This is a genomic window from Micromonospora sp. NBC_00362 (assembly GCF_026342155.1).
GTDB lineage: Bacteria > Actinomycetota > Actinomycetes > Mycobacteriales > Micromonosporaceae > Micromonospora > Micromonospora hortensis.
Genome location: NZ_JAPENH010000001.1, coordinates 149,832 through 174,150, shown reverse-complemented (window position 1 = coordinate 174,150; position 24,319 = coordinate 149,832). Strand labels below are relative to the sequence as shown.

Genomic DNA, 24,319 nt, shown 5'->3' with positions numbered 1-24,319 from the left:
GACTGGCGCTACCTCTTGGCGATCCTGATCGTCGCGCTGCGGTAGTTGTTGCGCCTGTCGTTCTTCGTCGGGTCGTAGTTCTTCTCGATGTTGCCGGCGCTGTCGACCGAGAACCAGCGGAACGTCGTCGTCTCGGTCACGTGGAACACCTGCCCCGGCTCACGGAACTCGGTCGCCGCGTAGCGGGGCGATTCGAGCGTGGGCCGGCTGCCGTCGGTCGTGTAGTAGATGGTGGCCGGCTCGCTGGTCTCGAAGTGCACGTCGACAGGCCCGGAGTAGCGCCCCGCGCCCGGGACCAACCGGGACGTCGGGTCCTTCTTGTCCCTGCCCCAGTCCGCCGCGACCCGGAACATCTCCATGATCCCGTTGGCGTACTCCATGGTCTCGGCGTGGCCACTGACGAGCTCGGGGTTTCCGTCCCACTCCGGCTGGAACGAACCGCCCTGCCAGTCACCGGTGGCCGGGTTGTAGACGGAGCCGCCGACCTCCCAGCCGAACGCGTAGATCCCGTAGGTGTGGTACAGGTCCTCGCGTACGTTGCCCGCCGAGGAGTAGAGGACGTCGGACGAGCCGCCGACGTTCTCCGGCGTGACGACGGTTTCCCGGTGCGCCTTGACCTGCGACAGGATCCGGGCGGCGGACTGCCAGTAGAACGCCTCGTCACCCAGTGGCGGACGCGGCGTGGTGATCCGGCCATCAGCGATGTAGGCGCCGGGCTGCCAGAAGAGCTGGCCGCCGTTGGAGTGCACCGACATCATGAACTTGATGTTCTTGTACTTCTCGACCAGCCAGATGATGTTCTTCGACTCGGGCTCGGACAGCTCCTCCGGCCCCTGGTAGGTGCCACTGACACAGTTGGTCGACCCTCCCGCGTAGCCGTCGTGGCCCGACCCGACCCGATAGTTCCGGTTCAGGTCGACGCCCCAGGAGTTCCGCTGCGCCGGATCGGCACTCGCGTCCGGGCAGTGGTTCGTCATGTTCTTACGCTGGGAGGCGAAGTTGTAGAAGCTGTAGTTCGCCCCGTCGGGGTTGTTGGACAGGATGAAGAAGACGTCGGTGTTCTCGACGATCTTCTTCGTCTCCCGGTCGGACCGGTAGTTGTGCACCAGACGCTCGGCCGACTCGAGGCTGGTCGTCGCCGGCACCCACTCGCGGGCGTGGTCCTGCGCCTGGATGAGCACACCGGGCTTCTTACCGTCACGGTGCTTGCCGATCCGCAGGACCGGGATCGTCGCGGGGCCTCGCGGCACCTCGCCCTCCGGTGCTCCGACGCGCTTCTGGTCGAGGAAGTCGGTCAGCGCGACCGGGCCGGCCGTCGGAGCGACGATGCCGGTGCCCTCGTTTGTGCGGTACGGGTGCGCCCGGTCGATGAGCCCCGCGGAGCGGCTCCGCAGCGCCTCGGCCACCTCGGCGGCCGTGCTCGTCGGTGCGCCCGAGACGTCAGTGGCGAGCAGGACACGGACCGCCTTGCCGGTGACCTCCACCGCCAGCGGGAGATCCGGCTCGGGCCGGTCCACGAAATCCACAGTGACGTCGTTGCCGCCCTGGTGACCCCATGCGGCCGAGGAGACGACGACCGCCGCCTGCCCCGCGCCGCCGATCTGGGCCTGCGCCTTGCGTTGGTACCCGTTCGTCTGGTTCGGCAGGTAGACGATCTCGGCAATGTCCGGGTACTGACGGGCGATCTCCTTGGCGCGGCTGTAGAGCTGCTGCGGGTGCCGGTAGCCGTCCACGAAGTCCGACTTGTAGGACGGGTTCTCCGTCAGCGGCGGTGGGGCGTCCTCCAGCCAGTTGGAGACGACGCCGGTCGCGACGCCACCGGTGGAACTCGTCAGCTTGATCGTGCTGGGGCGTACGTCGAGCTTGAAGAGGTTCCGGTGGAACATGTACTGCCCGGAGTCGACGAACCGGCTCATCGTCCGGGCGAAGCCGAACGGCGTGCCCTTCCCCGAGTCGTTCTCCACCTGCATCCCGACGATCGGGTCCGCCTGTTGCCCCTCGGTGGTCCGCGCCTCGACGTAGAGGAAGCCCTGGCCCTTCGTGGTGAACCAGTCGGCGCGGACGACACGTACCGTCGCGTCGTGGCTCGCCGGCTGGGAGGCCCGCGCGCCGGCCGCGCCGATGCCGAGGCCGCCGTCGGCCTCGTCGCTCCAGGCGAAGCCGGCGCGCTCGCCGAGCACCTCGACGCCCATCGCCGTGAGTTCGGTGACCTGCTCGGCGGTCACCACCGCTTCGCCCTCGATGCCGTTCGGCACACGTCGGAGGCCGTGTTCGAGATCGAAGCCGGCAGCTGCCACAGTGTCCAGCATGTCGGCACCGGTCAGCCTGATGTGTACGAGGCGTACCGACTCACGATCCTCAGGCTGGGATCGGCCGGTGGCGGCCGACGGCCCCGTGGGATCCGCGCCCGCAGGGCCGGTCGTCACGAGGATGCTACCCACCAGGGTGGACAGCGCGAGCAGCGCGATGCGCCGTTGTGATCGCCGCATTCCCCCTCCTTCTGCCTACGACGGGTGATTGCCGGCGGACCGGTCCGGTGAGCGTATGTGCGTTAGCGGCTGCAGTGGTTCACGTCGATCGAATTTGAGCATTCCTTGAGGCGACCATCGCCGGCCCCGCGCCGCCGCGTCAGTAACCTCGGCGGCCTCTCCCCCGACCGAGGGAGCGCCTCCCCATCTGTCGGGGAGGAGAGCTGATCCGCAGCCGGCGATCGTAGGTCCATGGCTGTCGTTGAGATACCGACCCGTGCCAGAGCGTGGGCGCTGGCGTGTGCCGTGTTCGTCGTCGCCGCGGTGACTCAGCGGCTCTGCTGGATCGCGGGTGGCCGGTGGGGGTACACCGCCTGCGACCGCACCGACCTGGTCGACCCGGCGGGCGGGTGCGGTGCGGACCAGGTCGTGGCGTTGCCGTTCTGGTCGGGGTGGGGAGCGGTGGGGGTCGGCGTCGCCCTCGCGGTGGTGCTCGGGTGCACGGTCCGGTTTCCCGGCGCCTGGGCGACCGCCGGCAGCTGGGCCGCCGCCGCGCTGCTCCTGGTGGCCGCGTTCCCGCTGCACCTGCTCTTCGAGATCCCGGCGGCGCTCGCGGGACGGCCCTCGGACTGGCGTGACCTCGGAGCCCGGCTCCTGCTGGTGGCCGGTGGCGTCCTGTTCGCCGGGCTCGCGAACGCATCCGGGCCCCGGCGCGGACCGGCCGCCGTCGGCTACCGGCCGGTGCCGCGGTGGACGCGCCGCTGGGCGTACGTCGCCGTGGCGCTGCCAGTGGTCGGCTGGGCCGTGCCCCACGCGCTGTGCGTGCTCGGCGTTCCGGTCGGCATCTCCGGGCGGGAACTGAACGACATCGAGCGGAACCTCTCCACGGCGACGGGTTTGGCGATCACGCTCGTCCCGCCGCTCGCCGGCCTGCTCGTTCTCGGTCTGGTCCAGCGGTGGGGGCAGCAGTTTCCGCGCTGGGTGCCGGGACTACACGATCGACAGGTCCCCCGACCGCTGGCGGTGATCCCGGCCGGCGTGGTGGCGCTCACGCTGGTCGCCTACGGCGTGCTGAGCATCGCTGTGCTCGTCGGCCGACTGCTCACAGGTGACACGCGCTGGTCCGACGTGTGGGACGGGTGGGCCGTCACCGCCACGCTGCTGGTCTTCCTCGGCTGGGGAGTGTCGTTGGCCGTCACCACCACCGGTTACGCCCTGGCCACCTCGACCGACGCCGCCATGACCGCCTCCCAGGATCGGAGCGTCCATGAACCACGCTGACTCTCCCCGCGTCTCGACCGCCGACCCGCCGCCCTGGGCGATCTGGGCCGCCTATGCCGTACCGCTCTGCGTTCTGCCGTCCGCACTCTGGCGACTGTCGTTGGTGTTCACCGACGATGGCACCACGCACTGGTACATGGTCTTCCTGTCCGCGCTGTCGATGGGACTGGCCCTGTTGACACTCGGGCTGGTGCACCGGTGGGGACAGCGAGTTCCGCACTGGGTACCCGGCGTCGGAGGCCGTCCCATCCCGGCGCGTCCGGTCGTGCGCATCGCGCTGACCGGCGGCTGGTTGCTCGTCGCCATCTGCGTGTACTTCCTCCTCAACCACAGGTTCCACTTTGTGCAGAGCATCTGGGTAGGCATCGGTGAGGACGAACCGGTGCACCCGACTCCCGGCTGGGAGGTGCTCCGCTACTACGCCCCAATGCTCGCGTGGGGCCCGCTCGTCATAGCCGTGGCCGCCGACTACCGCCGGCGTGCAGCCAATTTTCGAAGACTGGAGAAGCCATGAGGATCCGCAGCACGAGGCGACCACCGAGCGCACCATCGTGTGCGGCGGCGATGGCGGCGGCACCACCTGCGGAGACAGCGCTTTCTTCGTGGGGTGGCTCACCCTCGCGACCGCCTACCGGGACAAGGATTTCGGCCAGTGGCTCGCCTCTGACGACCGGTACGCCGATGAGATCCTGACCCGACCCGTCCTGGAGCTGAACTGAGCCGCGCCGCGACAAGCCCTCGCCGCGTACTCCTTCCCGGTCAGAACGTGGCGATCGGGTTGATCGGACTGCCGGACGTGCCGGCGAAGCGGACGGGTGCGACCGCCAGCTGGAAGTCCCACTGGCCGAGCTCGGTGGCCGTCGTCGCGCAGGCCTCCAGGTCGCAGTTGTCGAGCATCCACAGACCCATCGCGACGAGGCTCACGGCGTGGACCGGCATCAACACGTCGTCGTACCCCGACGGCTGAACGTCCTGGGGGGTGTCGGCACCGATCAGCGCCACCCCGCGTTCGTGCAGCCACGGCAGGCAGGACGCGTGCCAGCCAGCCTGCGTGAAACCGCTGGCCGCGCCGTTCTCGTGCCGGAAACGGCCATAGCCGGTCCGCAGGAGTACCGCGTCGCCGGGTCGCACCCGCACGCCCTGGCGACGCTCGGCCTCCTCGAGATCGTCGGGAAATACGCCCTGCCCCGGCTCCAGCCATCGCACACCCCGGGCCGCCGCGACGTCCAGCAGGACACCCCGCGTGACGATCCCGTTCGCGGCTGCCGTGACGGCCGCCCACGCTGAGCCCGTCGCGGCGTCGACCAGCGAGTGCGACCGCCCGTTGTACATGGTGCCGTCCCAGTAGAGGTGGCACGGCGAGTCGAGGTGGGTGAGGGTGTTGCCGTGGAACGAGATGCCGAGCCGCTCGGACGAGAAGCCCCAGCGCCGGTCGGCGTGGAAGGCGGGCGGCATGTTCTCGGCACCCGGCATGTCGGCGGTGCACGGGCACGTCGTCGTCGACCGCTCCATGTCTCCCGGTGCGGAGACCTCCCACGCGCAGGACACGCTTCTGCCGTGTCGTACGGCCCGCGCCGCCGCCAGCCGGACATCGTCGGTGATGTGGTTCAGCGTGCCGCGCTCGTCGTCATCGCCCCACCGCCCCCAGTTGGACAGCGTGTCGAAGTACCCGAGCACCTCGTCCTGGGTCGGCATCGGTCGTCCTGCCGTCATGTCAGCATCGACTCCTCGTGTCACGCGGTGTCGAGGCACCGCAGGTCAGGGTATTCCGCCGCATGATCGACGGACGACCGCAGGCAGCGCAGGTGCGCTGCCGTCGCCGTTCTACTCACTGAAGTCGGTCACGGAGAGCGCCTCGTCCAGCCGGCCGGCGGTCAGATCGTCGTGGCGGACGACGAAGCTGCCGTAGTAGAACCCGTCGGCCAGCGGAAACCGGGCGAGCGACACCCATTCGCTCGTCAGCCGGTGCTTCTCCTTCTCCACTTGGGAATACCACTGCGCCACCGGGACGACGATCTCACCGGCCTTCTCCCGCCCGGCTAGGGTCTGCTCCGCGATATTCCTCATCACCTCGTCGTCGGCATACCCGCCGATATCGGCGCTGGCGAGCCCTTCATCGGGCGGCCAGAGGCCGTCGGCCAACGCGCGGAGTTCCTCCAGGTGCGGCAGGTCGCGCTCCAGGTCACGGGCCAACTGCTGCTGGAAGGACGAAAGGTCGTCCTCGTCCTCGTCGTCGTGCGTCGCGATCCACGGGGGCAGCTCCGCGCCCAGCGTGGCGTGGAGGTCGTACTGCTCGCCGACGAAGTTGGGGATGCTGGGTTCTTCCGCCACCTCGGTTGCGGTGTCGGCCGGCACGTACACGACTCGGGCGTACCTCCGGTCGCCGGTGCCACCGGCGAGGTGGTCCTCCTCGTGGGCCAGGAAGAAGAGCAGCGACCCATCTGCCGGCAGGCCGAAGCCGTCGACTCTCGGTAGCGCCGCGCAGTCGACGGAGAAGATGAACGGCAACGGGCTGGCTCCGGCGGTCGGCCAGTCGGTGCCCACCGGCAGTCGGGGCAAGCCACCGAACTGCCCGACCGGGGCACCGCCGGAACCCCCGCCCAACCGGATCGACAGACGCAGCTGTTCGGTGAACCTGCCGATCTCGTCGTCCGGGATGCCCGCCGCGAGCGCGGCACGGCGGAGCTGGCCTTGATGATCCATGGCCCAGCATGATGCCATCAAGCTACGACGAGAGGATGCTGGGCGGCCGGATGGCTCGATGGTCAGAGGCCCTGACCCACCTCGACCAGGTAGCCGTCCGGGTCGCGCAGGTAGCAGCGGATCTCCGTTCCGTGGTCCTTCGGCTCGGTGAGGAAGTCCGCGCCCCGGGACTTCCACTCCTCGTAGAGTTTCCGAATGTCCCGGACCCGGACGTTCATCGCGCAGCTCAGGGTGTTGGAGTCGGCTGGCGCTTTGGCCTGCACCGTCGGCTTGTCGTCCGTCGGACCGCCCTCGACGTTGATGATGATGTAACTGTTGAAGAACTTCATGATCAGTGCGCTGCTCTCGTGGACGCAGGTCGCCCCGAACACCCGCTCGTAGTACTCCCGCGACCGCGCCAGATCGCGAACGATCAGCAAGGTTGCGAGGAACATGCCGTCCTCGGGCTCGAAGTAGTCGGGTGCCGGGTTGGCCAACGCCATGACCGTCCTCCTGTCGTCGCCCGTTCAGCGCGAGAAGTCGGGCGGTGTCGTATCCCCCGCAGATGGTGGCGAAAACGCCACCGCGGCGGGTGATGCCCCGACTGGCCCGACAGGTGCCGACCCGGCCGGGGGATGGCATATCGCTCTGGCGAGGGAGGCCGGGTGCCCGTGGCGGTGCGATGGTCAGGCCAGGACCGGTGGCCGCTGTGGCCGAGCGGGTTGGGGTGACGATGACGCAGCAAGCTGTGCGGGTGGCCCGAATGCTCGACGGCGAACGGCTCGTGGACGGTGGGGTGCTGGTCCTGGTTGACGAGGGGCGCGTCGCCGAGGTGCACCGGGGTAACGCCGAGGTGCCGGAAGGCTGGCCGGTGCGCGAGGAACCGAACGGCACGCTGCTGCCCGGTCTGGTCGACGCGCACGTGCACCTGTGCGCCGACGCCGGGTCCGACGCGCTCGGCCGGCTCGCTGATCGTCCCGAGTCAGACCTCGACGGGGTCGTCGAGGCGTCGCTACGTACGCAGCTGGCGGCTGGCGTCACGACGGTCCGGGACCTGGGAGACCGACGTGACGCGGTGCTGCGGTGGCGGGATCGGCGGGTGCGGGACGACCTACCAACGGTGGTGGGGTCGGGCGCACCGCTCACCAGCGTCGGCGGGCACTGCTGGTCGCTGGGGGGTGAGGCGAACGGTGTCGACGGGGTCCGCGAGGCCGTACGCCTGCGGGCGGCGGCCGGAGCAGACCTGGTGAAGGTCATGGCCAGCGGTGGGGTGTTCACCCCGGGCACCGACACCACGAGGCCGCAGTTCACCGATGAGGAACTGGCCGCCGCACTGACACAGGCCCACGAGCTGGGTCTGCCGGTGACCGCGCACGCGCACGCGCTCAGCGCGGTCGAGCAGGCGCTGCGCGTCGGCGTGGACGGCATCGAGCACTGCACCTGCGTGACCGGGGCCGGCGCCCGTGTTCCCGCTGAGCTCGCGGACCGGCTGGCCGCGTCGGGGGTGGCGGTCTGTGCCACGCTCGGCACCGACCCGGCAGTGGTCACGCCACCTGAGGTGGTGGAGATGGCGGCACGGGCCGGGCTCAGTGAGGCCGCGCTGCGCGACGGCGTCGCCACACTGCACCGGGCCGGGGTCCGCCTGGTCGCCGGTTCGGACGCGGGCCTCGGGCCCGCGAAGCCGCACGGGATCCTGCCCGAGACGCTGGTCGAGTACGTGGCCTGCGGTATTCCCGCCACGGTCGCTCTCACCGCGGCGACCTCGGTCGGAGCCGAGGTGTGTGGCCTGGGGCGACGCAAGGGCCGCGTCCGCCCCGGGTTCGACGCTGATCTGCTGATCGTGGGCGGCGACCCGACGAGCGACATCACTGTGCTGCGCCGCCCGCTCGCTGTGTACCTCGCCGGTGACCTCGTGAGATGAAGGGCGTCGCCGGGTCAGGACGAGCGGAGCTGCTCGCGGACCCAGGCCCGGTCGGGGTTCACGACGGCCTGGTCGCCGAGCACGACGGTGGGCACTGTCTCGTTGCCGCCGGCCACCGCCCGGACGGCGGCGGCAGCGGCCGGGTCGTTCCAGATGTCGACCCAGTGCGCCCGCTGGGCGAGCCGGCCGAGGGAGAACCGGAGCCGCAGGCAGTAGTGACAGCCGGGACGCCAGTACACGATCGGCCGGCCGTCCACCGCGCTGGCCCGTTGCGCCTCGGCGGCGCCCATCGAGCGGGGAAAGGCCCACGGCGACAGCAGCAGCGCCAACGCCAGGAAGACCAGCAACTCGACGCCGCCGACGACAGGCAGACCGTCGGCCAGTTGCGTCACCGCCACCAGCACGCCGAACGCCGCCATCAGGATCGCCAGAACCCACCGTCGCAGCACGCCGAGGACCCTACCTCCAGGTACGCGATGGCCGCTTTTCCGGCCAGGTGGGCGGCCACAACACCTTGACAGGTATCGATGTTAACGCCAACATGAACTCCGCCACCTGATTGCAACGCCACAGTCACATTCCCAGCCCTTCGCGCCTCTCCCCCGGTCCTGCCCGACGTCGCCGCGCGGCGACGACCGGATCGGCTACGGGATCGCCGCGGTCGTACCGGTGCTGGTCAAGGACCGTTCCCAAGCTCGCGGAGGACAGATGCCGCTGCCATTCCCTCGAACCGACCCGAACAGCCGTCGGGCCGTCCACCGGGGGCCCGCCGGCCACGGCATCCCTCGGCGTCTGCGGTCGATGCTGGCCGCGGTGCTGGCGGTCTTGGCCGTGTCGGCCGGCCTGACCGTGGCCACGCCGGCGCAGGCCGCACCCGCCGTCACCTACACGAACCCGTTGGTGAACCAGCGGGCCGACCCGCACATCTTCCGGCACACCGACGGCTACTACTACCTGACCGCGACGGTGCCGCAGTACGACCGGATCGTCCTGCGCCGCGCGACCACCCTGCAAGGGTTGGCTACGGCGGCGGAGACGACGATCTGGAGCCGCCACACCAGCGGCGAGATGGGCGCCCACATCTGGGCGCCGGAGATCCACTTCATAAACAACAGGTGGTACGTCTACTTCGCCGCCGGCCGCACCGACGACGTGTGGCGGATCCGGATGTACGTGTTGGAGAACGCCAACGCGAATCCGTTGGCCGGTTCGTGGACCGAACGCGGCCGGATCTCGACACCCTGGGACACCTTCAGCCTGGACGCCTCGACCTTCGTCGCCAACGGCGTGCGCTATCTGACCTGGGCACAGCAGGAACCGGCGATCGGAAACAACTCCAACGTCTACCTCGCCCGGATGGGTGCCAATCCGTGGCAGATCACCGGCACCGTGACTCGGCTCGTCGTCCCGACGTACGACTGGGAGACCCGCGGCTACCGGGTTGCCGAGGGACCGGCGGTGATCCAACGAAACGGCCGGATCTTCCTGACCTACTCGGCCAGCGCCACGGACGCCAACTACTGCCTCGGGATGCTGAGCGCCTCCGCCAGCGCGAACCTGCTCGACGCCGCCTCCTGGAGCAAGAGCCCCAGCCCGGTGTTCGCCAGCAACGCGGCCACCGGCCAGTACGGCCCCGGCCACAACTCGTTCACCGTCTCCGAGGACGGGCAGAGCGACATCCTCGTCTACCACGACCGGAACTACCGCGACATCACCGGCGATCCGCTCAACGACCCGAACCGACGCACCCGGCTACAGAAGGTGTACTGGAACGCCGACGGCACCCCGAACCTCGGCATCCCGGTCCCCGACGGTGCCACACCGGTGCGGCTGCGCTCACATGACCAGGCCGGCAGCTACATCCGGCACTACGACTACCGGGCCCGGATCGAGCCGAACGTGACCAACCTGGCCGACTCGCAGTTCCGGATCGTCACCGGGCTCGCCGGCGGCGGTTCGGTGTCGCTGGAGTCGACCAACTTCCCCGGCTACTACCTCCGTCACCGGGGCTACGCCCTGTACGTGGAGAAGAACGACGGCTCGGCGCTGTTCGGCGGCGACGCGAGTTTCCGTCGTCAAGCCGGCCTCGCCGACAGCGCCGGGATCTCCCTGGAGTCGCAGAACTTCCCGGGCCGCCATGTGCGCCACCGCGACGGACTGCTCTACATCGAGGCGGTCAGTTCGAGCGCCGAACGCGCCTCGGCCACCTTCCACGTGGAGTAGGCGCCCACGGTCGTCGACACCCGTCCAGGTACGCCCGAAGCCCATTGCAGCCAGGAGGAGCGATGTCCTTCACCAGCACGAGAAAACAGTCCGGCGGTCTGTCGATGCGTCGCGGCCGACGTACGGGCCTGGTGCTCGCCATGATCACCATGCTGGTCGGCGCGGTTGGCGCCGTTATGGTCGGCGCACCCCCGGCAGCGGCGGCGAGCATCGACACCAACGCCTACTACGTCCTGGTCAACCGGCACAGCGGCAAGGTCCTCGACGTCCGGGACACCTCGACGGCGGACGGCGCCGTGATCCAGCAGTGGTCCCGTAACGACGGCGCGTGGCAACAGTTCCAGTTCGTCTCCTCCGGCAGCGGCTACTACCGCCTCAAGGCCCGGCACAGCGGCAAGGTCGTCGACCTCTGGGAGTGGAACACCGCCGACGGCGCCGAGTACCGCCAGTGGTCCGATGCCAACGGCACCAACCAGCAGTTCCAGGTCCTCGACTCCGACAGCGGTTACGTCCGACTGATCAATCGCCACTCGGCCAAGGCACTCGAGGTCTGGGAGCGGTCCACCGCCGACGGCGGCCGGATCAGTCAGTACGCCGACCTCAACGGCCCGAACCAGCAGTGGCAGCTGGTCGCGGTAGGCGGCAGCACGCCACCGACCACCGGCTGTGGCAGCGGGTCGAGCAACGCCGAGGCCGTACTGAGCGGGAGCACCTGGACCGCCCGCAATGGCTCGTCGACTGTCTACTCGGGTTCGGACATGCTGTCGGCGATGCAGGCGGCGGTCAACTCGCTCTCGGCGGGTCGTACGTCGAAGCAGCGGGTGGTGGTTCGTGGCTCCGGCTCGATGAGCGCGGGGTCGCGGTTGTCGCTGCCGTCGTACACGACCCTTGCCGTGTGCGGCACGATCAACGTGACCGGGTCGGGCTCGGGCGACCAGGCGCCGGTGTACTCGCGGGGAACCACTGACGTCGAGGTGCAGAACCTCACCCTTACCGGTTCGCCGCTGTACGGGATCTTCATGCGCAACGTGAACAACCTGACTCTCGGGCAGATCGACATGCGGCTCTCCGCCGGTCTGGGCGTGCGCATCGACAACCACGGTGGAGATCGAGCGGTGAAGGTCCGCAACGTCCGCATCGACAACGTGTACGTGTCGGGAACCGGTACCCACGGGGTGGAGACGTACGGCGTTGACGGTCTGACGATCGGCACTGTCACGGCCCGGAACACCCGGGACTCCGGCCTACTGCTCAACGACACGATCAACGCCACGGTGGGCACTGTCGACGCGCAGGGCGCCGGGGCCGGAACCGGGTACGCGGCGTTCCGGATGGCCAACCGCAACGGCCGGGTGGGCAACTCGTACCCGACGAACATCCGGGTCGGAACCGTGCTCGCGTCCGGCGGCGGCCGGGGGATCTTCTGCGTGTCCGAGTCCGGTGGCGCGGTCATCGACCGGGTGACGATCTCGAACACGGGCAACAACGCGATCCTGGTGGAGAACTGTTACAACGTCGTCATCGCCGGGGTGTCCGGGACGGTGACGGGCGGTGGCGAGGTGCGGATCGCGGCCCGGAGCGAGTTCCCGATCTCCTCTGGCATCCGGTTCCAGAATCTGACAGTCAGCGGGACCAACATCACCCAGAGCCCCTGCGGTGGGGCGAACAACACGATCAGCAACGTCACCCGGGTGAATTCGACCCTGACATGGTGCTGAGAGCCCTTCGGCAGAGCGACTCACGAAAATTGCGAACGAGGGCTATCGTCGCCAGATGCCGAGCTCCCGCCTCGCCGTGACCGCCCTGGTCGCACTCACGGTCGTCGACGTCACCCACACCCTCGTCGCTCTTGGGGCATACGAGCGCCGCGTCGGCGGGGTGACCCATGACGGGTCCGGCATAGTGGAGATCCTCGACAGCATCGTGTCGCTTCGTGAGCTGTCCACAGCGACATTCTGTCTGCTGATCCTCACGCTGCTCACCGCCTCGGCCAGCGTCGCCAACTGGTTCATCCAGACCCGGCGCGCGCGACCAGCGGGCGCACCCACAGCAGGAAGGACGAGGTGGTGGGTTAGCGCGCTCATCGCCGTGCCCCTCAACCTGATCGCAGCCGAGCGGTACCTTTCGGCCACCGCGAACGGCGGCGAATACATGCACGCCGTCCTGGCGGAGACCACACTGCTACTGGTCGCCGCGGCTGCGGCGCTGGTGGCCACCACGACCGCCGGTATCCAGTTCATCCGGCGCCAGGTCGGGGTTTCGCCGGCTGGCGCTTGCGGGTAGCGATGGCCCATGAACCGCAATCTCGTCAAGGCTCTACAGGTCGCGTGGGAGCTGCCGGAGTTCCGTGCCGGGGTGCGACACGTCGTCGATCTCGAGGAGATTGCGGGGCTGCTGGCGACGCTGTCCGTTCCGGACCATGACCACGAGGTGGAGCGCAGCCTGCTGAGCCTGCTGCGGTCCGCCCTGGACACCGTCGAGATTCGGGAAGCGGTGTTGCTGCTTCTGGAGCGGGACGAGGTGCGCAGGCCGCTCGTCGCGGCGGCGGTGGAGCCGTTGGCGGACCGGCCGGGTCAGGCTGCCGCCATCGCGTCGGCGGCCGAGGATCCTGTGGTGCGGCGTGAGGTGCGGGCGGTGCTGGCCAGCGCCAAGGTACGCGAGCTGATCTGGCAGGCGATCGAGAACCAGCTGAGCGACAACCGTTTCGGCCTGATCCGCCGGGCGGCGGTGCTGTTCGTGTGGCACCCGCGCGTCCGGCGTCTCGCGTGGGCGGTGCGCCGGCACGGTGTGCTGCGGGAGCTACGCCGTAAGTAATGATCCACGCCGACCGATGCCAGAGGCGTAACAATTCTGTTAGCGTTAACACTTATGACGATCAATCAGAGCCGGATCGATCGTCGGGAGCACGGTCAACCACGTGACAGCGCAGCAGACCGGTGCCGACCGGGCCGACGGGACCGAGAGGGCGCGTACCACCACCACCCAGGAGGACAAGACATGACGCACGATCAGAATGAGCAGGTGAGCGGCGAACGGAAACTGCTGACCCGGCGCACCGTCCTGACGACGATGGGGGCCGTACCGGTCGCAGCGGTCGCGACGGTCGTGGGGGCCACCGAAGCCGTCGCCGCACCGGCAAGCATCAACCCGTCGGCAACGCGGCAGACGATCCGCGGCTTCGGCGCCATGGCCCACGCGGCCTGGATCGGCGACCTGACCGCCGCCCAGCGGGACACGGCCTTCGGCACCGGCGAGGGTCGGCTGGGCTTCTCCCTGCTGAGGATCCCCGTCAACGAGAACCAGGCTGACTGGAGCCGCGACCTGGCGACGGCGCAGCGCGCTGTCGCGCTCGGAGCCACCGTCTTCGCATCGCCGTGGAACCCACCGGCCAGCATGATCGAGACCTTCACTCGCGGCAACCAGACCAACGCGAGACGGCTCCGATACAGCTCGTACGGCGCCTACGCCACGCACCTGAACGACTTCACCACCCACATGCGCAACAACGGGGTGAACCTGTACGGCATATCGGTGCAGAACGAGCCGGACTACGCGGCCGAATGGACGTGGTGGACGTCCTCGGAGATGCTCCGGTTCCTGCGGGAGAACGCCGGCTCGATCAGCACCAGGGTCATCGCTCCGGAGTCCTTCCAGTACGTGAAGTCCGTGTCGGACCCGATTCTCAACGACTCCGCGGCGCTCGCGAACGTGGACATCATCGGCGCCCATCTCTACGGCACGTCGTACACGAACTTCCCCTACCCCCTCTTCCGGCAGAAGGGCGCGGGCAAGGAACTCTGGATGACCGAGGTCTATTACCCCAACAGCAACACCAATTCGGGTGACGCCTGGCCCGAGGCGCTCGACGTGGGGGAACACGTCCACCGCGCCATGGTGGACGCCGAGTTCCAGGCGTACGTCTGGTGGTATCTCCGGCGCAGTTACGGTCCCATGCGGGAAGACGGCCAGATCAGCAAGCGCGGTGCCATGATGGCGCACTTCGCCAGGTTCGTCCGCCCCGGGTACGTACGGATCGACGCTACGGCGAACCCCGCCTCGAACGTCTACGTCTCGGCGTACCGGGGCGGCGACACGGTCGTCATCGTCGCCATCAACAAGAACACCTCGTCGGTGAGCCAACAGTTCACGCTGTCCAACGCCACCGCCTCCGGCAGTGTCTCGAACTGGCTGACCGACGGCAGCAGGACCGTCGCGCCCCAGGGGGCGCTCAGCATGTCGAACGGCTCGCTCACCGTCACGCTTCCCGCCCGAAGCGTGATGACCTTCGTGACCAGCGTGAGCGCCACCAGCCCCGGGGACACCTACAAGCTGGTCAACGTCGACACCGGCCTGGTTCTCGGCGTACAGAACATGTCCACCGCCGATGGCGGTCTGGCCGTGGTCTGGGGTGACAGCGGCACCGCCGACCACAACTGGGTCCGGGTCACCGACGGCAACGCGTTCCGGTTCCGCAACGTCAACAGCGGCAAGGTCCTCGGCGTCGAGAACATGTCGACCGCCGACAACGCCCGCGTCATGCAATGGAGCGACAACGGCACCGCCGACCATCGCTGGACCCTGGTGGCGAACAGCGACGGGTCCTACCGGATCCGTAACGTCAACAGCGGCAAGGTGCTCGCCATCCTCAACGGGTCCAGCACCTGGGGCACCCAGGCCGTCCAGTACACCGACAACGGCAGCACCAGGAACAACTGGCGCCTGACCCGGGTCAGCTGAACGTCCCCGGCTCCGGGTCGACCTCGCAGGGCCGACCCGGAGCCGTACCTCCGCCTCGCCGGCCGGCAGATCACCGACGGCGGCGGGCCATCCACTGCCAGATATGGGTGCCGTTGAGGCTCGGGTCGTTGCGGGCCACGTAGATCCAGGACCAGTGACCGGGGAACTGGTAGCCGTTCCAGACGACGCGGTCGTAGAGGCTGATCAGCGATCCCGGGATGAGGTCGTGGGCGTGGATCGTGTTGGTCTCTGGTGGCACTGTGTCGTCGTCGCGCGAGGTGACCAGCCAGGTCGGGGTCCGAATGCTCGCCAACTCCGCGTCGGTAATCAGCGGCGGGCCCTCCCCGCTGAGCGGCTCGACGACACCGCAGATCGGCACCGAGGCGGCGAACAGGTCGGGGTAGGTCGAGGTCATCTCCAGGGACATGTAGCCGCCGTTGCTGCAACCGACCACGTAGATCCGGTCCGGGTCGACACGCTTGCGACGGACGAGGTCAGCAACGATCTCGCGGATCAGCGGGGCGAACCGGGGGCCGTCCTCCATCCAGTAGGAGGTGCTCTGCGGAGCGACGACGTACGCGCCAGAGAAGATCCGCTGGGCCTGCGGAGTGGCGAAGCCGAGCGCTCCCCGGTTGGCACGCAACGTGGTCTCGTTGTCGTAGTAGTCGTCAGGCAGAGAGGCGCCCTCGCCGCCACCGTGCAGCCAGACGATCAGCGGTCGCCGGCCGTGCCGGGGCGAGTGGTCGGGCGAGTACAGCCGGTACTTCATACCCGACCCCGAGACGTGGTAGCTGAAGGCGTCCACCTCCGGGTTCGACAGCCCTGCCTGCACGAAGCGGCTGATGGTCACCGGCGAGCCGCGACGCCGGACGACCGGGGTGTTCTGGGTGATGGTGTAGACGAGGTCCAGCCGGACGTTGCGGCCCCTGCTCAGGATGTAGCCGAGGGTCCCACCGCCGGGTTGGCCCTCGGCGTGGCTCAACTCCAGCACGATGTTGCCGTGCCGGTCGAGCCGGGCCCTGGTGACAGTGCGGTCCAGGTCGTACTCGCTGAAGATCTGGTCGCCGGGAGCGATCGGGATCGGGCTGGTGGCCTTGGCGTGCACTGTGAACGTGCCGGGGGTCAGCCCGGCCGGGTCGATCGGCCCGAGCCGGCGGGTGTCGAGGGTGACCGAGGTGACCTGCTCACCGCCGTCGAGCGTTCTCGCGTCGAGGGTGAAGCTCACGCTGGTGGAATGGCGCCCATCGGCGTGGGCGGCGGCGCCGGGCAGGGCCAGGCCGATGGCGGCACCGGCCCCACCGGTCAGGACGGTGCGGCGAGTGACAGACGTGGACATGCGGGCCCCCGGTACCTTGCGATGTAGAAGCTCATCGATGGCATCTCAACGTAACGCCGCGGAGATCCGCTGGCAACCGGTGCCGGCACGAGTGATCAGGGCGCCCCGCGCCCTCGGAGCTAGGCGGAAGACGCCCTGACCAGTCACGGGAGGAAGGCCGCCCGCACAGTCAGCTCAGGCGCTGGAACACGGAGAACGGGTAGACCCAGGCGGGGTTGAAGATGAGGCCCAGCCGGTGCAGGTACCGCTGGCAGGCGCTCGGCTGCGCCGGGTCGGGGCAGAACGTCACCCACAGCTCGGAGTAGCCGTCCTTCTCGGTCGGGCTGTAGCTGACGACCTGGTCCCGCACGACGAACTGCATCGAGGTCAGTCGGGGGTCCTGCACGTCGTTGGGGAAGGAGAGGGACGTGTCCAGGCCGTACAGCACGATCTCGTTGGAGAACAGGCAGACGCTCGCCTGGAAGTGCAGCTCGTAGATGGTGGTGTAGGCGGCGGTCTCGTAGACCTCCTCGGAGACCTCCTCGCGGTAGCAGGGGGTGCCCGGCGGGAACGCGGGCGGCGTGGGCACCGGAATCGCGTTGGTCGTGATGTCACCGGTGGTGCGGGCCGAGCCGCTCGACGGCGTCGCGCGCAGGCCGCCGTCGGAACAGGCCGCCTTCGTCGTGCAGATGGCAGCGCCGGGCGCCGCCGACGCGGCCGCCGCCGGGACGGTGAGCGTCGCCGCGAGCACGGTCAGGGCCAGGACCAGAGGCTTGAGATGTACGGACACGTAACCTCCAATGGTTCGATCAGTGCGCTCTGCACCCGAGCAGAATCGCCGATCGGGCCGGGCCTCTGGCCGGGATTCCGTACACCGCGCGCGACCTCGGGGACCTCTGGGGCGAGGCGGACACTCTCAGCCGGCTCGGTGACACCCGCCACGCCCTCGGCGACCCCGTTTCCGGCCGGGCCGACTGGCAGCGGGCACTGGACATCTTCACGGCCCTCGACCATCCGGACGCCGCCGCCGTCCGCGCCAAACTCCAGCTCACGTAATCGAGCCCATCGCCCAGAGACCGGCCACCCGGGTCGTACTTTGGGACGATCTGGAGTCGCACCACCGTTCGTACGATGAATCAATGCATCCTCGCCTGCACGCGGTGTCGACCGAGCCGCGTGTCTCCCCCGCTCCGGCGCGGACGTGGCGCGACTGGGCGATGATCGCCGCTCTCGCGCCGGCGATCGTGGTGGAAGGAATCTTCCGACCCGATCTGCCCTGGCGGGTGGGCTGCGTCGTGGTCGCGCTCGCGCTGCTGCCCACGCTCCTGTGGCGGCGTACCGCACCGCTCGCGATGGTGGTGATCGCCTTCGGCTGCACGACGGTCGCCCCGTTCGTGCTACCCGGCGATCCCTGCCAGCTGTTCACTGCGAGCTTCCTGGTCCTCCTGGTCTACGCGCTGTTCCGCTGGGGCTCCGGCCGGGAAGCCGTGCTCGGTTCGTTCTTCGTGGTGGCCAAGGTGACAGCCGCCGGGCTGGTCGGCTCGGTCGACGGCGGTGAACTGGTCGCCGGCTTCGCGGTGATGTTCGCCGCCGCCACGCTGGGTGTCGCCATCCGCTTCCGCGCCGCCACCCGGCTGCGCGAGCTCGATCGGGTGAAGCTGTTGGAGCGTGAACGGCTCGCCCGCGACCTGCACGACACGGTTGCCCACCACGTGTCGGCGATGGCGATCCGCGCTCAGGCCGGCATCGCCGCGTCGACGACCGAGCCGGATGCCGCCGTCGAGGCGCTGCGCACCATCGAGGCCGAGGCGTCCCGCGCGCTTGCCGAGATGCGCGCGATGGTCCGCGTCCTGCGCCGCAACGAGCCCGCCGATCTGGCGCCCAACCCGCAGGTAGCCGACATCGGGCGGCTCGCCGGCCAGTTCCGCACCGGTCCGGCCGTCGACGTGGAGCTGCGCGGCGACCTCGACGACCTTCCGCCCACTGTCGGCTCCGCGCTCTACCGCCTGGCCCAGGAGTCGGTCACCAATGCCCGTCGCCACGCGCGCCACGCCACCCGGATCGAGGTCAGCGTCGCGGCCGATGACACGTCAGTGCGTTTGCGGGTCAGCGACGATGGCGAGGCCGGCGCCGCCCGTCCGACCGGCTCGCCCGGTTTCGGCCTGGTGGGCATGATGGAGCGCGCCGACCTGCTCGGAGGCACCTGCGAGGCCGGCCCCGATCCCGACAGTGGATGGACCGTCACGGCCGTGCTTCCGCGCGAGGGGGTCGGCGCGTGACGGTTCGCGTGCTCGTGGCGGACGACCAGGAGATCGTCCGTACCGGCCTCACCATCATCCTGAACACGCAGCCCGGCATCGAGGTCGTCGGTGGAGCGGGCGACGGCCGCCAGGCGGTCGAACTCGCCCGGCGGCTCCGCCCCGACGTGTGTCTGTTCGACATCCGGATGCCGGGCTTGGACGGCATCGAGGCCACCCGGGCGCTCGCCGGGCCAACGGTCCCGGAGCCGCTCGCGGTGGTCGTCATCACGACCTTCGACCTCGACGAGTACGTGTACGCGGCGCTGCGGGCCGGCGCCCGCGGCTTCCTGCTCAAGGAGGCCGGCCCTGACCTGCTCAGCCAGGCCGTGCACGCCGCCGCCAACGGGGACGCGCTGATCGCGCCGAGCGTCACCACGCGGCTGCTGAAGGCGTTCGCCGACGCGGATCCGGCCGCACCGCGCACGCAGCCCATCGAGGCGCTCACCGACCGGGAGGAGCAGGTCCTGGTCGCCGTCGCGCGGGGACGCACCAACCAGGAGATCGCCGACGAGCTCTACATCACGTTGAGCACTGTCAAGTCGCACGTCACCAGCCTGATGACCAAGCTGGGGGTGCGTAACCGGGTCGAGGTGGCGATGTGGGCGTACGAGACCAACCGCCGTCGACGGCACTGGTGACCGGCGGAAGTACGACGACCGTCTCCGACCATGGGCCAACCCGATCGCGGCCCTTGTGCCGATGAGCGGGGGCGGGTGCGGCGTCCACCATCGGTGGCATGACGATGCGCGAGTGGCGGCTACCGGCCGCGTTGATCCTGCTGGGCCTGATACCGATGCTCGCCGGCGCCGGACGCCTCACCGAGCTGGGCAGCGGACCGGAGGTCACCGCGGCCAACGCGCGCTTCGTCGCCGATCCGCTGCCGGTGGTGCTGCACATCGTCGGCGCGGTGGTCTACACGATCCTCGGCGCGTTCCAGTTCGTGCCCCGTCTGCGCCGTCACTCTTGGCACCGCCGTGCCGGCCGCGCGCTCGTCCCCTGCGGGCTGACGGTCGCCTTCACCGGCCTGTGGATGGCCGTCGCGTACGACCTACCGGCCCATGACAACGACGTGCTCGCCGGCATGCGACTCGTCTTCGGCTCGGCCATGGCCGGCGCGATCCTGCTCGGTCTCGCCGCCGTGCTCCGCCGGGACATCGCCCAACATCGCAGATGGATGGCGCGCGGCTACGCGATCGGCCTCGGCGCCGGCACCCAGGCGTTCACCCACGCGCCGTACCTCCTCGCGACCGGTGAACTGCCCAACGGGAACCTCCGGGCCGGCCTGGTGGTCGCCGGCTGGTTGATCAACCTTGCGGTGGCCGAGTGGTACCTGCGCCGTCCGGCTCCGGTCGTCACCGCGGCGGCCCTGCGCCGAGCTGAGCCCGAGCGGCAGAAAGGCTGAGGGGCTGCGGTCCCCCTGTCGCACCTGACGGTGTGGCTGCCGTGCCGGCGGTACGGCAGCCACACCCTGGCGTCACCTGTTCTGCTTCTCCTGGCACGGCACGCAGAAGCGAGCGTGCGGGAGAATTTCGAGCCGCTCGGCCGGGATGCTCTGGCCGCACCTGTGGCAGGCACCGTAGGTGCCGTCGCTGATCCGGTTCAGCGCACCGGTGATCTGCTCGATGTTCTGACGGGTGGCCAGCAGCAGCGCGGCCTGGTTGTGGGCCTCGCCGGGGTCGCCGGTGTCCGCGTTGAGCTCGGTCAGTTCCCGCAGCCGAGCCGTCTGGGTGGCGAAGTCGTCCGCCAGGGACGCTCGCAGGTCAGCCAGCCAACTCTGGTCGAGAGTAGGACGATGATCGACGCTCATGATCTGCCTTTCAAGGGGAATGGTCGGGAAAAACAAAAAGGGCCGAAGCTTGGATAGCTTCGCCCTGGCGGTCGCTCTGGATATGCAACGACTCCGCAGGTGGGCCTCGGCCGGTTCGCGTCGGGCTCAACATTGTGTGCGTGGGCACGGTGTGCGGCGCGCGGACAACCGGCACCCGCATGTCGGCCTTGGGACGGGTCGCCGTCGGCACGCGCACAGCACCGCCCGCCGCCACCTCGGTGGCGGCGGGCGAGCGGAGAGTCACCGGCGGCATGCCCCCACCATAGAGCGGGGTTGCCCTAATGCCAACGGTCGCGGTGGGACCTCGTTCCACCACTTTTCGCCACAATAGGGCCGTTGCCCGAACTCGGTCGGCGACCGTCCGGTTCTCCGTCGGCACGGCGCCGCCGGTTGGTCAGCTCGGGGTGAGGAGGCAGAACTCGTTGCCCTCCGGGTCGGCGAGCACCCGCCACGGGACGTCCTGCCCCAGGTCGATGCGGGTCGCGCCGAGACTCCGAAGCCTGGTTTCCTCGGCCTCCGGGTCGTCACCGGGGTACGGACGGACGTCGAGGTGGACGCGGTTCCACACGCTCTTCACATCAGGGGTACGAACGAACTCCAGGTAGGGGCCGACGCCCTTGGCGGAGCGCAGTCTCGCACCCTGATCGGTCACCTCGTGCAGTGTCCAATCCGTGGCCTCGCTCCAGAATCGGGCCATGGCTCGCGGGTCAGCGCAGTCGACCACCACGGCGGCGATCGGTCCGGTGTCCCGGTAGAGCTCCCGGGGCTCCAGCACGCAGAACTCGTTGCCCTCCGGGTCGGCCATGACCGTCCACGGCACGCCGCCCTGACCCACGTCGGCAACGGTTGCGCCCAGATCCGTCAGGCGGGCGACCACCTGCGCCTGGTGGGCCGCCGAGGTGGTGGCGAGGTCCACGTGCACGCGGTTCTTCACCGTCTTGGGCTCCGAGGAGACGACGAGGTCGACGCAGACGGCGACGGGGTCAGGGTAGACGAAGCCCTCGGGTTCGAGGTTGGTCACGCCAGGTCCCTCACTGGAGATTTCCCAACCGAGCGCCTGCGCCCAGAAACCGCCCAGTGCGGAGTCGTTCCGAGCCTTCATGTTGATCTGAACAAGCCGTGTCGCCATGCCGCGATGCTAGGGCCTGCGTCGAGGTCTCGCTGACCGTCATCGCCGCCTACCCCCGCTACCGTCTGCGCTCGTCCGGGGGCTGTTCCTTCGTCAGGTGCAGCAGCCATCCCTCGCCGGTGCGGATGAGCGCGTATCGCCGGCGATCGGTGCGGCCGTGCAGCGTGAACAGCATCCGGCGGTCGGTGCGATCGTGCTCCTCCCAGGTGCCGATGTCGGCGATCGACTTGTCGACGTCCTCGTAGGTGAGGTGATCGAGGTCGTGGTCGGGCACGGCGATCGCGAGGCGGTTGTCGCTGGGGCTGTCCGGTAGACCGCGGGGCACCGCCCACGACCGCAGCACACCGTCTTCTTCGAGCCGCAGGTCGAAGTGCGGTCGTGGCTTGCGGTGATGATGCAGGACGAAGGCGGGTGCCACTCCCTCATTGTCGGTGCCGACCGGCCCTGCCGCTTGTTAACGCGGCCACCTTATGAGGCCTGGTACGCCTTCCAGTCCTCGATCTGCGTGAGCGGAACCGGCACGGGCCGCTCCACCACTGTCGTCAGCTCGATCCGCCGGCCCTCGGCCGCCGACCGGAGCAGGCTGGTCATGGTTTCGAGTACGTGCAGTGCGACGTCGCCGTCAGCGCGCGGTGGGCGCTGACCGTCGGCCCTGACCAGGTCGATCAGACCGATGCCCCGGGAAGCCTCGGCGTAACCAGCCCGCGGGTCGAGAGCTCGCCATCCGGTGTCCCCGAGCGCGAAGAGGCGGACCTCACCGTCGAAGTAGTTCGGATCGGGTACGGCGAGCGTGCCGGCCTCGCCGTGCACCTCGATCGGCGCGGCCGTCGTCCGGACGCCGTCGAAGCTCGTCGTGATGGTGGAGAGCGCACCGTTGGTGTGCTCGAGTACGCCGGTGAGGTGAGTGTCCACCCCCACCGGGATCCGCTGCCCGGTGCGGGGGCCCGAGCCGATGACGCGCTCGGCGCGCAGGCGGCTGGCGGCTCCGGTCACCGCCCGGACCGGCCCGAGCAGGTGGATGAGCGCCGAGATGTAGTACGGCCCCATGTCCAGCAGCGGGCCGCCGCCCGGGGCGTAGTAGAAGTCAGGATTGGGATGCCAGCGTTCGTGACCCGGAGTGACCATGACGGCCGAGGCGGACATCGGGCGGCCGATGACCCCGCCGTCGATCGCCGACCGTGCCGTCTGCGTACCCGTACCCAAAACGGTGTCCGGCGCGCACCCGACGCGGACACCGGCCGACGCGGCACGTTCGATGATCGAGCGACCGTCCGAGAACGTCACGGCGAGCGGCTTTTCCCCATACACGTTCTTGCCGGCGTCGATAGCGCCCAGCGAGATGTCGGCATGGGCGGCAGGGATGGTGAGGTTGAGCACGGTCTGCACGTCCGGGCGGGCGAGCAGACGCTCGACGCTCATCGCCTCGGCTCCAGGAATCGTGGCCGCGACCTCGGCCGACCGGGCGGCGTCGAGGTCCGCCACCGCGACGATGTCGACCTCGGGGTGGGCCGCGAGGGTGTCCAGGTACGCGCGGGAGATGACCCCGAGACCTATGACGCCGACGCGGTGCGGGTCGCCCACACCATTCCCCTCTCGATCACGGTACGGACATCCGCGTGCTCCAGCACGTCGAGGCTGTGCCCCGGGGTCGTCACGACGATGCGCCCGGCACCCCACTGTCGGGTCCAGATCGCCGGTGAGGTGACCGGCCGACGCCACGGATGCCAGGCCTGCGTCGGGTGGGTGGTCACGGCCAGCACGTCGATCAGGTCATCGTGCAGCACCCAGTACTGTTCGGTGACCAGGTCGAAGTCCTCGATGCCCGCGGTGATCGGGTGCTCCCGGCCGAGGTCGGTGACGCGCACCGTGTGCGGCAGGAAGTTGTCCTCCGGGCCACCGTGACGCTCACACGGCTCCCGGCCCGGATGGGTCGCGAACTGGCCGCCCACCAGGTGCAGGTATTCGGATGACGCGCGGAACGAGTCGACGATGCCGCCGTGCCAGCCGGTGAGACCCGTGCCGGCGATGACCGCCGCGCTGAGGCCCGCCACCTGGTCCGCGGTGATCTGCGACATCGTCATGCACTGCACGACGAGGTCGGTCTCGGCCATCTCGGCGGCGTCGGCGTAGATCTCCGTCGACTCCTCGACCCGCACGGCATAGCCGCTACGTTCGAGGAAGGGGAGGAACAACTCCGTCGCCTTGACCGGCTGGTGCCCCTCCCAACCGCCCCGAACCACCAGTGCTCTCCGCTGCGCCACCGTCGCTCCCTCCCACGGGTCCGTCGCCACCGGGCTGGCCGCTCCCGCCCCGACGACGTGCCGCCGATGCCCGTACGTGTCGAGCACCAAAACCCTACCCGTGGTAGCCGACGAAGCCGACTGACGCGAGCTTCCGGATTCCACTGTGGCCGGTCGCCGTACGATGCACCGGTT

At 69.3% G+C, this 24,319-nt stretch carries 23 protein-coding genes and 2 pseudogenes; 13 read left to right on the top strand and 12 right to left on the bottom strand.

The features are described 5' to 3' along the window. Window positions 1-8: 8 nt before the first annotated feature. Window positions 9-2,489, bottom strand: a complete 2,481-nt coding sequence (locus OG992_RS00820) for a M14 family metallopeptidase (RefSeq protein ID WP_266301975.1) — start codon at window positions 2,487-2,489, stop codon at window positions 9-11. Between the two features lie 231 nt (window positions 2,490-2,720). Between OG992_RS00820 and OG992_RS00815 the strand changes: the two genes are divergently transcribed. Genes OG992_RS00815 through OG992_RS00805 form a run of 3 tightly spaced genes read left to right on the top strand, consistent with a single transcriptional unit; the run spans window position 2,721 to window position 4,468 of the window. Continuing rightward, the gene (locus OG992_RS00815) at window positions 2,721-3,749 is read left to right on the top strand and encodes a hypothetical protein (RefSeq protein ID WP_266301974.1); all 1,029 of its coding nucleotides are present in this window, start codon (window positions 2,721-2,723) and stop codon (window positions 3,747-3,749) included. Beyond that, complete coding sequence (locus OG992_RS00810; protein ID WP_266301973.1) at window positions 3,736-4,263, top strand: hypothetical protein; 528 nt, start codon at window positions 3,736-3,738, stop codon at window positions 4,261-4,263. The genes OG992_RS00815 and OG992_RS00810 overlap by 14 nt, the downstream gene beginning before the upstream one ends. Before the next feature lie 37 nt (window positions 4,264-4,300). Continuing rightward, window positions 4,301-4,468, top strand: a complete 168-nt coding sequence (locus OG992_RS00805; RefSeq protein WP_266301972.1) for a hypothetical protein — start codon at window positions 4,301-4,303, stop codon at window positions 4,466-4,468. Window positions 4,469-4,508: 40 nt separating this feature from the next. Here OG992_RS00805 and OG992_RS00800 read toward each other — a convergent pair whose 3' ends face one another. The 3 genes from OG992_RS00800 to OG992_RS00790 all read right to left on the bottom strand — a co-directional run bounded on the left by OG992_RS00800 (window position 4,509) and on the right by OG992_RS00790 (window position 6,934). After that, window positions 4,509-5,462: a cyclase family protein gene (locus OG992_RS00800; RefSeq protein ID WP_266301971.1), complete on the bottom strand. Its 954-nt coding sequence runs from the start codon at window positions 5,460-5,462 to the stop codon at window positions 4,509-4,511. 111 nt (window positions 5,463-5,573) lie between these two features. After that, window positions 5,574-6,452 carry a DUF1963 domain-containing protein gene (locus OG992_RS00795; protein ID WP_266301970.1) on the bottom strand — a complete coding sequence of 293 codons (879 nt, stop codon included), beginning with the start codon at window positions 6,450-6,452 and terminating at the stop codon, window positions 5,574-5,576. 62 nt (window positions 6,453-6,514) lie between these two features. Further along, window positions 6,515-6,934, bottom strand: a complete 420-nt coding sequence (locus tag OG992_RS00790) for a VOC family protein (RefSeq protein ID WP_266301969.1) — start codon at window positions 6,932-6,934, stop codon at window positions 6,515-6,517. Window positions 6,935-7,164: 230 nt separating this feature from the next. On the opposite strand from OG992_RS00790, the gene OG992_RS00785 reads away from it, so the two are divergent. Beyond that, complete coding sequence (locus OG992_RS00785) at window positions 7,165-8,352, top strand: amidohydrolase family protein (protein WP_266301968.1); 1,188 nt, start codon at window positions 7,165-7,167, stop codon at window positions 8,350-8,352. A gap of 14 nt (window positions 8,353-8,366) precedes the next feature. Here OG992_RS00785 and OG992_RS00780 read toward each other — a convergent pair whose 3' ends face one another. Beyond that, window positions 8,367-8,801 carry a glutaredoxin domain-containing protein gene (locus OG992_RS00780; protein WP_238684072.1) on the bottom strand — a complete coding sequence of 145 codons (435 nt, stop codon included), beginning with the start codon at window positions 8,799-8,801 and terminating at the stop codon, window positions 8,367-8,369. A gap of 259 nt (window positions 8,802-9,060) precedes the next feature. Between OG992_RS00780 and OG992_RS00775 the strand changes: the two genes are divergently transcribed. From OG992_RS00775 to OG992_RS00750, 6 genes and pseudogenes are all read left to right on the top strand, one after another. Beyond that, a complete protein-coding gene (locus OG992_RS00775; protein ID WP_266301967.1) occupies window positions 9,061-10,575 on the top strand; it encodes a family 43 glycosylhydrolase in 1,515 nt (504 codons plus the stop codon). Window positions 10,576-10,715: 140 nt separating this feature from the next. Then, window positions 10,716-12,293: an RICIN domain-containing protein gene (locus OG992_RS00770; protein WP_266305122.1), complete on the top strand. Its 1,578-nt coding sequence runs from the start codon at window positions 10,716-10,718 to the stop codon at window positions 12,291-12,293. Window positions 12,294-12,348: 55 nt separating this feature from the next. Then, the gene (locus OG992_RS00765) at window positions 12,349-12,858 is read left to right on the top strand and encodes a hypothetical protein (protein ID WP_266301966.1); all 510 of its coding nucleotides are present in this window, start codon (window positions 12,349-12,351) and stop codon (window positions 12,856-12,858) included. 9 nt (window positions 12,859-12,867) lie between these two features. Beyond that, window positions 12,868-13,389, top strand: a complete 522-nt coding sequence (locus tag OG992_RS00760; protein WP_266301965.1) for a hypothetical protein — start codon at window positions 12,868-12,870, stop codon at window positions 13,387-13,389. Window positions 13,390-13,443: 54 nt separating this feature from the next. Beyond that, window positions 13,444-14,850 (top strand): annotated as a pseudogene (locus OG992_RS00755) (cellulose-binding protein); the annotation flags it as partial. A gap of 33 nt (window positions 14,851-14,883) precedes the next feature. Continuing rightward, window positions 14,884-15,312, top strand: a pseudogene (locus OG992_RS00750) (RICIN domain-containing protein); the annotation flags it as partial. 70 nt (window positions 15,313-15,382) lie between these two features. Here the strand turns inward: OG992_RS00750 and OG992_RS00745 are convergent. Then, a complete protein-coding gene (locus OG992_RS00745) occupies window positions 15,383-16,648 on the bottom strand; it encodes a PHB depolymerase family esterase (RefSeq protein WP_266301964.1) in 1,266 nt (421 codons plus the stop codon). Between the two features lie 169 nt (window positions 16,649-16,817). Continuing rightward, window positions 16,818-17,417 (bottom strand): hypothetical protein, encoded by a 600-nt coding sequence (locus OG992_RS00740; RefSeq protein WP_238684077.1) that lies wholly within the window; start codon window positions 17,415-17,417, stop codon window positions 16,818-16,820. Window positions 17,418-17,766: 349 nt separating this feature from the next. On the opposite strand from OG992_RS00740, the gene OG992_RS00735 reads away from it, so the two are divergent. The 3 genes from OG992_RS00735 to OG992_RS00725 all read left to right on the top strand — a co-directional run bounded on the left by OG992_RS00735 (window position 17,767) and on the right by OG992_RS00725 (window position 20,329). After that, the gene (locus tag OG992_RS00735; protein WP_238684079.1) at window positions 17,767-18,906 is read left to right on the top strand and encodes a sensor histidine kinase; all 1,140 of its coding nucleotides are present in this window, start codon (window positions 17,767-17,769) and stop codon (window positions 18,904-18,906) included. Continuing rightward, the gene (locus OG992_RS00730) at window positions 18,903-19,565 is read left to right on the top strand and encodes a response regulator transcription factor (protein ID WP_266301963.1); all 663 of its coding nucleotides are present in this window, start codon (window positions 18,903-18,905) and stop codon (window positions 19,563-19,565) included. Before OG992_RS00735 ends, OG992_RS00730 begins: the two co-directional genes overlap by 4 nt. A gap of 98 nt (window positions 19,566-19,663) precedes the next feature. Further along, a complete protein-coding gene (locus OG992_RS00725) occupies window positions 19,664-20,329 on the top strand; it encodes a DUF2306 domain-containing protein (RefSeq protein WP_266301962.1) in 666 nt (221 codons plus the stop codon). Window positions 20,330-20,401: 72 nt separating this feature from the next. Here the strand turns inward: OG992_RS00725 and OG992_RS00720 are convergent, their stop codons facing one another. The 5 genes from OG992_RS00720 to OG992_RS00700 all read right to left on the bottom strand — a co-directional run bounded on the left by OG992_RS00720 (window position 20,402) and on the right by OG992_RS00700 (window position 24,145). Next, on the bottom strand, window positions 20,402-20,734 hold the full coding sequence (locus OG992_RS00720; RefSeq protein ID WP_266301961.1) for a TraR/DksA C4-type zinc finger protein: 333 nt from the start codon (window positions 20,732-20,734) through the stop codon (window positions 20,402-20,404). Window positions 20,735-21,149: 415 nt separating this feature from the next. Further along, entirely contained in the window at window positions 21,150-21,884 is a 735-nt protein-coding gene (locus tag OG992_RS00715) for a VOC family protein (RefSeq protein ID WP_266301960.1), read from the bottom strand. Window positions 21,885-21,942: 58 nt separating this feature from the next. Further along, window positions 21,943-22,302, bottom strand: a complete 360-nt coding sequence (locus OG992_RS00710) for a DNA polymerase ligase N-terminal domain-containing protein (protein WP_266301959.1) — start codon at window positions 22,300-22,302, stop codon at window positions 21,943-21,945. Between the two features lie 50 nt (window positions 22,303-22,352). Beyond that, window positions 22,353-23,465, bottom strand: coding sequence for a Gfo/Idh/MocA family protein (locus OG992_RS00705; protein WP_266301958.1), 1,113 nt, complete (start codon window positions 23,463-23,465; stop codon window positions 22,353-22,355). After that, window positions 23,435-24,145 carry a ThuA domain-containing protein gene (locus OG992_RS00700; RefSeq protein ID WP_238684387.1) on the bottom strand — a complete coding sequence of 237 codons (711 nt, stop codon included), beginning with the start codon at window positions 24,143-24,145 and terminating at the stop codon, window positions 23,435-23,437. The genes OG992_RS00705 and OG992_RS00700 overlap by 31 nt, the downstream gene beginning before the upstream one ends. Window positions 24,146-24,319 lie beyond the last annotated feature (174 nt).

Bases quoted from the DNA above. Each gene is read 5' to 3' on its own strand.
- OG992_RS00820 (WP_266301975.1), bottom strand. From the start codon at position 2,489: ATGCGGCGATCACAACGGCGCATCGCGCTGCTCGCGCTGTCCACCCTG.
- OG992_RS00815 (WP_266301974.1), top strand. From the start codon at position 2,721: ATGGCTGTCGTTGAGATACCGACCCGTGCCAGAGCGTGGGCGCTGGCG.
- OG992_RS00810 (WP_266301973.1), top strand. From the start codon at position 3,736: ATGAACCACGCTGACTCTCCCCGCGTCTCGACCGCCGACCCGCCGCCC.
- OG992_RS00800 (WP_266301971.1), bottom strand. From the start codon at position 5,462: ATGACGGCAGGACGACCGATGCCGACCCAGGACGAGGTGCTCGGGTAC.
- OG992_RS00795 (WP_266301970.1), bottom strand. From the start codon at position 6,452: ATGGATCATCAAGGCCAGCTCCGCCGTGCCGCGCTCGCGGCGGGCATC.
- OG992_RS00790 (WP_266301969.1), bottom strand. From the start codon at position 6,934: ATGGCGTTGGCCAACCCGGCACCCGACTACTTCGAGCCCGAGGACGGC.
- OG992_RS00785 (WP_266301968.1), top strand. From the start codon at position 7,165: ATGACGCAGCAAGCTGTGCGGGTGGCCCGAATGCTCGACGGCGAACGG.
- OG992_RS00775 (WP_266301967.1), top strand. From the start codon at position 9,061: ATGCCGCTGCCATTCCCTCGAACCGACCCGAACAGCCGTCGGGCCGTC.
- OG992_RS00770 (WP_266305122.1), top strand. From the start codon at position 10,716: ATGATCACCATGCTGGTCGGCGCGGTTGGCGCCGTTATGGTCGGCGCA.
- OG992_RS00765 (WP_266301966.1), top strand. From the start codon at position 12,349: ATGCCGAGCTCCCGCCTCGCCGTGACCGCCCTGGTCGCACTCACGGTC.
- OG992_RS00760 (WP_266301965.1), top strand. From the start codon at position 12,868: ATGAACCGCAATCTCGTCAAGGCTCTACAGGTCGCGTGGGAGCTGCCG.
- OG992_RS00745 (WP_266301964.1), bottom strand. From the start codon at position 16,648: ATGTCCACGTCTGTCACTCGCCGCACCGTCCTGACCGGTGGGGCCGGT.
- OG992_RS00735 (WP_238684079.1), top strand. From the start codon at position 17,767: ATGCATCCTCGCCTGCACGCGGTGTCGACCGAGCCGCGTGTCTCCCCC.
- OG992_RS00725 (WP_266301962.1), top strand. From the start codon at position 19,664: ATGACGATGCGCGAGTGGCGGCTACCGGCCGCGTTGATCCTGCTGGGC.
- OG992_RS00720 (WP_266301961.1), bottom strand. From the start codon at position 20,734: ATGAGCGTCGATCATCGTCCTACTCTCGACCAGAGTTGGCTGGCTGAC.
- OG992_RS00715 (WP_266301960.1), bottom strand. From the start codon at position 21,884: ATGGCGACACGGCTTGTTCAGATCAACATGAAGGCTCGGAACGACTCC.